This window comes from Limnohabitans sp. (assembly GCF_038134685.1).
Taxonomy (GTDB): Bacteria; Pseudomonadota; Gammaproteobacteria; order Burkholderiales; family Burkholderiaceae_C; genus Limnohabitans_A.
Window position 1 is genome coordinate 1 of record NZ_JAYPVP010000010.1, and the last position, 10,247, is coordinate 10,247.

Genomic DNA, 10,247 nt, shown 5'->3' on the forward strand with positions numbered 1-10,247 from the left:
CATCCAGACAGCGAAATGGCTTGCCTATGTCGGGGACTGGCTTTACGAATTCTCGTTGCGAATGAACACCTGGCTTAATCGTTTGCGCAGTCGCTGGGGCTGGTCGTACTGGAGTCTTTCTGCGTACCTGAAGCTGAAGGTCAAGAAAGCAGTCAACTTCATTTCCGACTTTGAGTTGGCAGTAGCGGAGCAGGCTAAACAGCGTGGATTTGATGGCGTGGTTTGTGGGCACATTCACCATGCCGAGATTCGAGATATCAATGGTGTGCTTTATTGCAATGATGGCGATTGGGTGGAGAGTTTGAGTGCGCTTGTGGAGTGGCAGGATGGACGTCTTGAGGTCATCCATTGGCGCGAACAGGCCCACTCGGCGGTGAGCTCTGTGCAGGTGCTTGCCGCATGAATCGCTTGCTGTTGGTCACCGATGCCTGGAAACCTCAAGTGAACGGGGTGGTGACAACGTTGGTGGAGTTGGTGGCTCAGCTCCAGCACATGGGTTTGAATGTCCTGGTTGTCCACCCGGGCTTGTTCAAGACACGTCCTTGTCCGGGTTATGACGGCATAGACCTGGCCATTCAACCTTATGCGGAACTCGCCCGACTTGCTGATGATTTCCGGCCGGACTGGATCCATCTTGCCACCGAGGGACCTCTGGGGTGGGCTGCCCGCAGGTATTGCAACAAGCGTGGTTTCAATTTCAGCACGGCATTCCACACCAAGTTCCCGGAAATCCTCAACGCTGCCTTGAAGATTCCCTTGTCCTGGGGGTATGCGCTGTTTCGGTATTTCCACTCGGCATCCTCGGCGGTGATGGTGCCGACCTCAGGTGTTCAGAGCATGTTGCATGACCGCAAGTTCAAGCGTTTGAAGGCCTGGACACACGGGGTAGACATGGAGTTGTTTGAATATGCAGAGAAGCCAACTGAATTGGGGATATTTCAAGGATTGCCGCGACCCCTCTCCTTGTTCGTAGGTCGGTTGTCTTATGAAAAAAACATTCAGGCGTTTCTGGAGATGGATGTGCCGGGAACCAAGGTGGTTTGTGGCGTAGGTCCGCTGCAAGCTCAGTTGCGAGCTCGTTACCCGCAGGTGTGTTGGTTGGGTGTGCTCCCGCGCGACGAACTCGCAACGGTGTATGCGGCAGCCGATGTCTTCGTTTTTCCTTCACGCAATGAAACCTTTGGCTTGGTCATGCTGGAAGCCATGGCTTGCGGGACACCCGTGGCTGCATACCCCGTTGATGGTCCTTTGCAGGTATTGGGACCGAACTCGCACGGAGGTGTCCTGGACCAAGATTTGACGCAAGCCACCTTGCAGGCGCTGACCTATCCAAGGTCTGCAGCACGAGTCCGTGCAGAAATGTTTGGTTGGCCTGCAGTGGCTGAGCAATTTGTAGGTAACCTGGTTTTGGCGCAATCACATTGAGGTTTTTGTCACACGGCTGTCACAGTCAATGCTGACAATCTTGGGATTGTGAGTGCAATCATTCAATCGAGCCCAGTCATTACTTCCGATATGGAGAGCGTATCCTTGCTGGACAGGGATCTGAGCATTCTTTCCTTCAATGAAAGGGTGTTGAGTTGGGCCAGTCGCGACGGGGTTCCTCTATTGGAACGTTTGCGCTATCTGGGCATTGTGTCGTCGAACCTTGATGAATTTTTCGAGGTGCGATACGAGCCCCACGCCAATGGACTTCATGGTTCAAAAGCCGATAGCAATAGCGATGAAGATCATGTTGTTACCCGCCAAGCTCGCGCCTTGGTGGACAAGCAATACGCTCTCTACAACAACGCTTTGTTGCCTGCACTCAAGCGGCGCGGCATTCGTTTGCTATCCCACAGTGATCGTGACCATGCCCAAAAGCAATGGGTTCATACCTACTTTCAAAAAGAGGTGCGCCCCTTGCTGATGCCTGTGGGCCTGGATCCAGCCCATCCCTTTCCTCAGGTTGCCAACAAGTCACTGAACTTCATTGTCCATTTGGGTGAAGCTGTTCAACGCAAGCGCAAGGCCAAAGAGACGGAAATCGCAATTGTGCGCATTCCACGCAGCTTGCCACGGTATATCCGTTTGCCCGAAAACCTGTCAAAAAGTGGGCAAAACTATGTCTCCATCTCCAGCGTGGTCCGAGCTCATCTGGCTGAACTCTTCCCTGACAGGCAGGTCTTGCAGTTCTCGCAATTTCGCGTGACGCGTCGCTCGGATCTGGCTGTTGATGAAGATGATATCGAGAACCTGCGCACGGCGCTTCGTCGTGGCTTGCAAGTGCGCAATTACGGTCAGGCTGTGCGGCTGGAAGTCTCTGCTGGATGCTCCAGCAAGCTGGCTGAATTTTTGCTGCAGCAATTTGGCTTGCCGCAGCAAGCTTTGTTTCGGGTCAATGGTCCGGTCAACTTGGTGCGGTTGATGCAGTTGATTGACATGGTGGATGACCCCAAACTCTTGTTTGCACCCTACAAACCCAGCATGCCGGCGGTACTGCAGCGTCATGGCTCGATTCTCCAGGCGCTCAAGCATGAAGATGTCCTGATTCATCAGCCTTTCGAAAGCTTTGATACGGTCCTGGCTTTTTTGCGCGAATGCGTGAACGATCCACAAGTCCGTGCCATCAAGCAAACCATCTACCGTACGGGCAGCGATCCGACCATGCTCAAGCTATTGCAAGAAGCTGTGCGCCGTGGGATTGAAGTGACTGCAGTGGTAGAGCTCAAAGCGCGTTTTGACGAAGAAACCAATATCAATTGGGCAGAGCGCCTCGAGGCTGTTGGGGTGCAAGTGGTTTATGGCGTGGTCGGCCTCAAAACCCATGCCAAGATGCTGCTCGTCACTCGTCAGGAGGGGCGCACGCTCAAACGTTATGGACACCTGTCGACTGGCAACTACAACCCGCGTACCGCACGACTGTACACAGACATCAGTCACTTGACTGCTGACCCGGTCATCACAGCCGACATGGACAGGGTCTTCCTGTATCTGGCCAATCCTAGCCGGGCACCGCGTCTGAGCAAGCTGCTCATGGCTCCAGAGCGTCTCCATCCTGCCATGGTGAAATACATTCGCCTGTGCGCTGATACTGCTGAGCGAGGGCAGGATGCCCGCATTGTGGCCAAGATGAATTCGCTCACGGATCCTGCATTGATTCAGGAGCTCATGGCCGCTTCGGCGCGTGGGGTGTTGATTGATTTGATTGTGCGTGGTGCCTGCATGTTGCCTGTGGGCATACCTGGCAAGACCGACAGGATTCGTGTGCGTTCTGTCATTGGCCGCTTTCTGGAACACTCACGCGTGTTTTATTTTCGGGCTGGTCCGCAGGAGCAGCTGTACCTGAGCAGCGCGGACTGGATGAGTCGCAACATGTTCCGGCGTGTAGAAGTGTCCTGGCCTGTTGAGGATCCCGCGGCACGGCGAAAAATCATTGATGAATGCTTACTGGCCTACATGCACGACGGTCAGGATGCCTGGGAGATGGATGGCCAAGGCCACTATGCCAATGTACGCGATGCATTGCGTGGGCACAGCGCACAGCAGGCCTTGATGCTGCGTTACGCAAGCCGCTAAGGAGGCTGCTGGCATGGATTTGCTGTTATGGAGACATGCTGAGGCCCATGAGCTGATGGACGGCCAAACCGACCTGGAGCGGGCCTTGACCAGCAAAGGCGAGAAGCAGGCACATCGCGTCGCCAAATGGCTTGACCAGCAATTGCCTGAAGGTGCCCGGATTTATTCAAGTCCTGCCACGAGAACAGTGCAAACGGTCCGGCATTTGCAACGCAAGTACAAGGTCCGTGATGCTTTGGCACCAGGGGCCAGTGTGGCAGATGTGCTCGAATGTGCACAGTGGCCTTCTGCGCGACACCCGGTGTTGATCGTCGGTCATCAGCCTGTGCTGGGTGATCTGATTGCGTCTGTCCTTGGCATGACCGGTGAGCCCATGTCTGTGCGCAAGGGCAGTCTGTGGTGGTTGCGTTGCCGACAGCGCGAAGGTCATGTACAGACCACCGTCATGACGGTGGTCTGTCCTGAGTACCTTTGATCAGCCTTTGGCGGGTCGACCTGTCTTGATGGCAGGCACTTGCGAGAGGCTGGTTTTCAGCTGTATATCGTTTTGCTTGGCGAGCAGCAACAGTCCGGCACGGATCAGCTCGCTCTTTTTGGCAGCCACGCCTAAACTCAGGGTACGTTTCTTGAGCTCACCCAACTGACCGTATTCCGATTTTGGAATGGTGTAGCTGTCACGCACAACTTTGACTTTCTTGTCTTTGGGTGCAGCTGCGGGTGTCGCGCTCTTGGCTGGAGTTGTTGGCTTGGAGGTCTCTTTAACCGGCGCAGCGACCGCTTTGCGAGCACCTGTTGAGACTGATTTTTTCGCACTACCGCTGCGTGGACGTGCATTGCTTGCAGGTTTGCGAACGGCTTTGTTGGGGGCGACCGGGGGTTTTGCAGTTGTACTCATGACAGGAATCCTTCAAAAGAACAATACTGTATATACCGTTAAAAGATTTTTCAAATTAAGTTTTTGTGACAAAAAGCTCCCAACCTGTCTTTTGCCAGGCGGTGATCTCTTCGTTCAGCAGGTGTGCCGACTGCGGCCACTGTTCAGTCCACGATTTGCTGACCGCAAGGTCAAAGCGTGAGCGAGTCGGATTGCACTCAATTTGCAAGCTGGAAATATCAGGGTCGCGTCGGGCGTGACAAAGTGCAACGGCAAGTCTTAGCGCCATGAGTTGTTGCACAAAAAGCAGGTCATCAAAGGCTTCTCCCAGTTTGCGCAATTTGCCTCTGTGTCCAAGAATCAACAGGCCCAAGCGATGTAATTCATCGAGATTGAAGCCCGGCATGTCGGTGTTGTCCAGAATATAGGCGCCATGCTTGTGGTAATCGCTGTGTGAGATGCGAATGCCGACTTCGTGCAAACGCGCGGCCCACTGCAGTTTTCGTAACCCGCGCGAGCGCTCTTCGGCATCCTGATGACTGACCATGGGTGCAAACAGGGCCTGGGCGGTGCGTGTGACGCGTTCTGCTTGTTTGTTGTCCACGCCAAATCGCTGACTCAGTCCCGTCACCATGCGTGTCCGAATGTCGGCCTGAGGGCTTTCACGGTCGAGCATGTCAAACAAGGCGCCGTGACGCAATGCGCCTTGCGCTGCTTGCATCGAATCGATGTGCAGCAGGTCAAATACAGCCATCAGCACCGCAAGGCCTCCGCCAATCACGGGTTTGCGGTCTTCGCGCAGGCCGTTCAGCTTCAGGTTGTCGGCGGTATGGGCCTTGATCAGCTTGTCCTTGAGCCACTGCAGTCGCTCGGCCGTGATCAGCCCATCATTCCAGCCGGCAGCGACCAGCATGTCTGCAACAGCTCCAATGGTCCCTGAGGTGCCGTAAGCACGGTCCCATTTCTCCCGTGTGTAGAGGGGTTGAGCTTCGTCCAGAATGGCTTTGGCGGCAATCTCGGCAGCCTTGAAGGCCGAGGCGGTCCAAAGTCCATCCTTGAAATATTTCATGGACCAGGCCACGCTGCCCAGGCGATAGGATTCCAGTGTGTTGGCTTGCAGGCCTTGCCCCAAGATGAGTTCGGTCGAGCGGCCGCCAATATCCACCACCAGTCGATTTTCCTGCGAGTCTGGTAATAAATGCGCTGCTCCCAGGTAGATCAGGCGAGCCTCTTCACGACCAGCAATGACCTCCACAGGAAAACCCAGCATGTCTCGTGCGCGGCTGACGAACAGATCCCTGTTTTTGGCTTCGCGCAAGGTTTGAGTGGCTACAGCGCGCACATGGTCAGGCTTGAAGCCGGCCAGGCGCTCGCCAAAACGGGCCAGGCAGTCCCAGCCGCGCTGCATGGCCTCTGACGTCAGGTTGCGGTCGCTGTCCAGGCCGTTGCCTTGGCGGACGGTTTCCTTGATGTATTCAACGCGACGAAGATGGCCGGATTCGAGTTCGCCAATTTCGAGTCGAAAGCTGTTGGAGCCGAGATCGATCGCGGCAAAGAGGTTTTTCGCTTGCATAAAGGGACAACTGCTGAGTTGAACCGATTATGTGACTTGAATTTGACAATGCTGTGACGCGGGCGTGAAACTCAATGGACTTCGGGCACAAACATGTTGTCGGGCACCGGGTGCCGTATGTAGTCAGGGTTACGCACGCGAGCAGGAAGCGCGACGGATGGGTGTTCAATGTCGTGATAATCAAACTGTGCCAGCAAATGTTCGATGCAATTGAGGCGAGCCCGCTTCTTGTCCACCGCTTGCACAATCCACCAGGGCGCTTCAGGAATATGGGTGCGTTCCAGCATCGTTTCCTTGGCCACCGTGTAGTCTTCCCAGCGGCGGCGGCTTTCCAGATCCATGGGGCTGAGCTTCCACTGTTTGAGCGGGTCCTGAATCCGGCCTACAAAGCGCAGGTGTTGCTCGTCGTCGGTGATCGAAAACCAGTACTTGATGACCTTGATGCCGCTGCGAACCAGCATTTTTTCGAATTCAGGCACCGTACGGAAAAATTCTTCGTATTCGTCGTCTGAACAAAAGCCCATGACGCGTTCGACGCCCGCGCGGTTGTACCAGCTGCGGTCAAACAAGACGATCTCGCCAGCAGCGGGAAGGTGAGCCACATAACGCTGAAAGTACCACTGGGTTTTTTCGCGGTCGTTGGGGGCGGGCAGGGCTGCGACCCGGCAGACACGGGGGTTCAGGCGTTGGGTGATGCGTTTGATCACACCACCTTTGCCCGCAGCATCGCGCCCCTCAAACAAAATCACCACGCGCTGACGCGAGTGCACGACCCAGTCCTGAAGCTTGACCAGCTCGGTTTGCAGGCGCAGCAATTCCCGGAAATAGCGGATGCGCTGGCTGGAGGGTTCGGCGGTGCGTTGAGCGTCTTCACCCAGACGATCTTCCATTTCCAGTTCGAACTCTTCGTCCAAAGAGTCCAGAAGATCTTCGCGCAACTGCGCCAGTTGGTGTTCGGTGATTTCGTGTTTGGCAGTCATGGCTTGAGCTTGCACTCCAAGTGTGACTTTTTTGTGTCACGGTCATGAAAAAGCCCTGCCACTTTGGGCAGGGCTTGGTCGCAGTTCAGTGCTAAAAGCCGACTCAGCTTCCGATCACGCCACCATCGTTTTTGGTGATGATGACCGTGGCCGAGCGAGGCATGGCCTTGCCACCATCGGGCCAGCTGCTGCCACCTGTACCGCCTTCACCAGGGTGCTGGATGTTCACGAACATGGTTTTACCATCTGGTGAGAACGCAAAGCCCGTGACTTCGCACTCCTTGGGGCCCACCATGAAGCGCCGGATTTCTTTGGTGACAGGGTCGGCGCACAACAGGGTGTTGTTGCCCTGACCAGCAAAAGCACCTGAGTTGGAGTACTTGCCGTCCGTCTGGATCCACAAGCGGCCGAAGCGGTCAAAGGCCAGTCCGTCAGGGCTGTTGAAGGTGTTGACGGCGTTGATGTTGGCCGATCCTGCGTTCAGATTTCCTTTGTTGGCTTCGACCGTAGGGTTGCCGGCCAGCACAAAGATATCCCACTCAAAAGTGGTTGCGGCAGCATTGTTACCCGCTTCGCGCCAGCGAACGATCTGGCCATAAGCATTTTTGGCGCGAGGGTTGACATCGTCAGTCACGCTGCGCGAGGTGTTGTTGGTCATGGTGCCATAGACCTCACCAGTGCCAGGGTGGACAGAGACCCATTCAGGGCGATCCATCTTGGTGGCACCGAGTTTGTCGGCAGCCATACGGGCATGGATCAGGACGGATGCCTGGTCGGGGAAGCTGGGGTCTGCTTTGAGCACGGGATTGGCTTCTTTGTCGAGCAGCAGCCATTCGCCGGTGCCCATGAAGTCGCCTTTGGTGTTGCCGTCGTTGAAACGGGCTACATACAGTTTCCCGCTGTCGAGCAGCCCCTGGTTGGAGGCCTTGTCGCCTTCGACATAGGCTTTGTCGGACACAAACTTGTAGACATAGTCATTGGCCTGGTCGTCGCCCATGTAGATCACCACACGTTTGTCGGCGGTGAAATTCCAGGCGGCGCTTTCGTGCTTGAAACGGCCCAGGGCGGTGCGCTTGACAGGGGCGGATTCAGGTGCAAACGGATCGATTTCAACAATCCAGCCGAATCGGTTTGATTCATTGGGTTCTTTTTTGTAATCGAAACGGTCATGGCGTGTTTCCCAGCCGTATTCAGACAGGCCAGCCGTGATGCCGTAGCGTTTTTGTGCAGGAGTGCGGCCATCCACTTTGGGTTCGATGGTGGTACCAAAGTTGTTGTTGAAGTTTTCTTCGCAGGTCAGGTAAGTGCCCCATGGGGTGAAGCCATTGCCGCAGTTGTTGAGCATGCCCAGCACGTGTGTGCCGCTTGGGTCTGCCTTTGTTTTGAGCAGGCTATGCCCTGCAGCTGGACCGGAAATCGCCATGGGGGTGTCGGCTGTGATGCGGCGGTTGTACTTGGAATCCAGCACCACAGCCCATTTGCCAGCGCTGTCTTTGCGAATATGGATGATCGAGCCGCCCCAGGCCTGCATGGCCTTGTTCACCCGCTCCAGGCTGTCCGCAGCCGCGGGAGGCAGGCCGAACAGGGTGATGTATTTGCCTTTTTCAACGGTGGTGTATTCGTGGTTCATGACCAGCAAACCTTCGTTGTTGGATTTGCCGTCGATCGGGAAAAAGTGCATGCCGTCATGGTTGTCGCCTACCTGGCGAGCCTGATCGGCTGCGCTTTCGCTCCCGTCGCCTTTCCAGCGCGATCCGGCGCCGGAGCTGAACAGGGGCGTACCCCAGGGCACGAACGGCGTGGCTGTGTAGCCCTTGGCGATGGTGATGGTGTCGGCGCTCGAGGCGGCAATGGACTCAAAGCCCATCAGCGGACCAGAGCTCTTGGCGAAGTTGGCGCAGCCAGCCAGAGGTCCTGCCAAGAAACCTGCAGCAGCGAGCCCACCGCCAGTTTTCAGAAAGCCACGACGGTTGACGGCGCGGTTGACAACGGCCTGGAAATGTTCGTTATTGCTGGTGTTGGTGGGCAGGTCTTCGCTGTCGATGGTGGTGATGTGCATGAAAAACTCCAAAGTGGTTGATGCACTCGCCATGCTCGTCATGGTCCGTGACAATCGGATGAAGTTTTGATGACGATTCGTATTTCAGCTTGAGCAGCAAGTTTTGGTAAATTTGACATCAAAGTGTCACAATCGGAACATAAAGTCTGACCTGTCTACGGACAAAGCGTGCATCCACTGTGTTGTGCTCTCCCTCATATGTGTTTCAGACTGGAGCTTTCATGAAACTCAAATCTCTTTTTGTGGCTGTCGGCTTTGGTGCGGCAGTTCTGACGTCTTTTGCGGCCGATATCACGGGCGCTGGTGCGACCTTCCCTTATCCGATCTACGCCAAGTGGGCTGAGGCTTACAAAAAGCAGACCGGCAATGGCCTGAACTATCAGTCCATCGGCTCTTCCGGTGGTCTCAAGCAGATCCGCGCCAAGACGGTCACTTTCGGCGCCTCTGATGCGCCGGTCAAGGGTGAAGATCTGGACAAAGACGGCATGGTGCAGTTCCCGGCCATCATTGGCGGTACCGTGCCTGTGGCCAATCTGGATGGCTTCAAGCCCGGCGAATTGCGCATTTCCGGCCCGGTGCTGGCCGAGGTCTACATGGGCACCATTGCCAAGTGGAACGATGCCAAGCTCGCAGCTCTGAACCCTGGCAAGAAACTTCCTGACCAAGCCATTACCGTGGTGCACCGTGCTGACGGCTCCGGCACCACCTTCAACTTTACCGATTACCTGAGCGCCATCAGCAAAGACTGGGCCGATAAAGTGGGCAAGGGCGCTGCTGTCAAGTGGCCTGCCGAATCTTCTGTGGGCGGCAAGGGCAACGAAGGTGTGGCGGCCAACGTCAACCGTGTCAAAGGTGCCATCGGCTACGTGGAGTACGCGTACGTCAAGAAAAACAACATGACTTTCCTGCAGCTGCAAAACGCTGATGGCAAGTTTGTGAGCCCTGATGATCAGACCTTTGCTGCTGCTGCTGCGGGTGCTGACTGGTTCAGCGTCCCGGGCATGGGCATCTCCATGGTCAACGCCAAAGGCGCAACCAGCTGGCCCATCAGCACCGCTTCCTTCATCCTGATGTACAAAGAGCCGGGCGACAAAGCTGCTTCGCAAGAAGTGGTCAAGTTCTTCGACTGGGCGTTCAAGAATGGCAAGCAGATGGCAGCCGAGCTGGATTATGTGGCCTTGCCTGACGCGCTGACTGCACAGA

General features: G+C 55.7%; 9 protein-coding genes. 5 read left to right on the forward strand and 4 right to left on the reverse strand.

Annotated features, from left to right (window positions below; all coding sequences use genetic code 11):
- The 4 genes from AAFM15_RS05885 to AAFM15_RS05900 form a co-directional block, all read left to right on the forward strand.
- A partial coding sequence (locus AAFM15_RS05885) for a UDP-2,3-diacylglucosamine diphosphatase (protein WP_371833088.1) occupies positions 1-403 on the forward strand: 403 nt, incomplete at its 5' end.
- Positions 400-1,425 (forward strand): glycosyltransferase family 1 protein, encoded by a 1,026-nt coding sequence (locus tag AAFM15_RS05890; RefSeq protein WP_341685779.1) that lies wholly within the window; start codon positions 400-402, stop codon positions 1,423-1,425. The genes AAFM15_RS05885 and AAFM15_RS05890, both read left to right, overlap by 4 nt.
- A 90-nt stretch (positions 1,426-1,515) precedes the next feature.
- On the forward strand, positions 1,516-3,558 hold the full coding sequence (ppk1, locus tag AAFM15_RS05895) for a polyphosphate kinase 1 (RefSeq protein WP_341685780.1): 2,043 nt from the start codon (positions 1,516-1,518) through the stop codon (positions 3,556-3,558).
- A 13-nt stretch (positions 3,559-3,571) separates the two neighbouring features.
- Positions 3,572-4,033, forward strand: coding sequence for a histidine phosphatase family protein (locus AAFM15_RS05900; RefSeq protein WP_341685781.1), 462 nt, complete (start codon positions 3,572-3,574; stop codon positions 4,031-4,033).
- Here the strand turns inward: AAFM15_RS05900 and AAFM15_RS05905 are convergent, their stop codons facing one another.
- From AAFM15_RS05905 to AAFM15_RS05920, 4 genes are all read right to left on the reverse strand, one after another.
- Positions 4,034-4,453 (reverse strand): hypothetical protein, encoded by a 420-nt coding sequence (locus AAFM15_RS05905; RefSeq protein ID WP_341685782.1) that lies wholly within the window; start codon positions 4,451-4,453, stop codon positions 4,034-4,036.
- Positions 4,454-4,508: 55 nt separating this feature from the next.
- Positions 4,509-6,005, reverse strand: coding sequence for an exopolyphosphatase (ppx, locus tag AAFM15_RS05910; protein ID WP_341685783.1), 1,497 nt, complete (start codon positions 6,003-6,005; stop codon positions 4,509-4,511).
- Positions 6,006-6,076: 71 nt separating this feature from the next.
- The gene (gene ppk2 / locus AAFM15_RS05915) at positions 6,077-6,985 is read right to left on the reverse strand and encodes a polyphosphate kinase 2 (protein ID WP_341685784.1); all 909 of its coding nucleotides are present in this window, start codon (positions 6,983-6,985) and stop codon (positions 6,077-6,079) included.
- Between the two features lie 103 nt (positions 6,986-7,088).
- Positions 7,089-9,044, reverse strand: a complete 1,956-nt coding sequence (locus AAFM15_RS05920; RefSeq protein WP_341685785.1) for a PhoX family phosphatase — start codon at positions 9,042-9,044, stop codon at positions 7,089-7,091.
- Positions 9,045-9,265: 221 nt separating this feature from the next.
- Between AAFM15_RS05920 and pstS the strand changes: the two genes are divergently transcribed.
- The coding region (gene pstS, locus AAFM15_RS05925; protein ID WP_341685786.1) for a phosphate ABC transporter substrate-binding protein PstS at positions 9,266-10,247 on the forward strand (982 nt) is incomplete at its 3' end.

Coding starts and splice junctions, on each gene's coding strand:
- AAFM15_RS05890 (WP_341685779.1), top strand. CDS start 400: ATGAATCGCTTGCTGTTGGTCACCGATGCCTGGAAACCTCAAGTGAAC.
- ppk1 (WP_341685780.1), top strand. CDS start 1,516: ATGGAGAGCGTATCCTTGCTGGACAGGGATCTGAGCATTCTTTCCTTC.
- AAFM15_RS05900 (WP_341685781.1), top strand. CDS start 3,572: ATGGATTTGCTGTTATGGAGACATGCTGAGGCCCATGAGCTGATGGAC.
- AAFM15_RS05905 (WP_341685782.1), bottom strand. CDS start 4,453: ATGAGTACAACTGCAAAACCCCCGGTCGCCCCCAACAAAGCCGTTCGC.
- ppx (WP_341685783.1), bottom strand. CDS start 6,005: ATGCAAGCGAAAAACCTCTTTGCCGCGATCGATCTCGGCTCCAACAGC.
- ppk2 (WP_341685784.1), bottom strand. CDS start 6,985: ATGACTGCCAAACACGAAATCACCGAACACCAACTGGCGCAGTTGCGC.
- AAFM15_RS05920 (WP_341685785.1), bottom strand. CDS start 9,044: ATGCACATCACCACCATCGACAGCGAAGACCTGCCCACCAACACCAGC.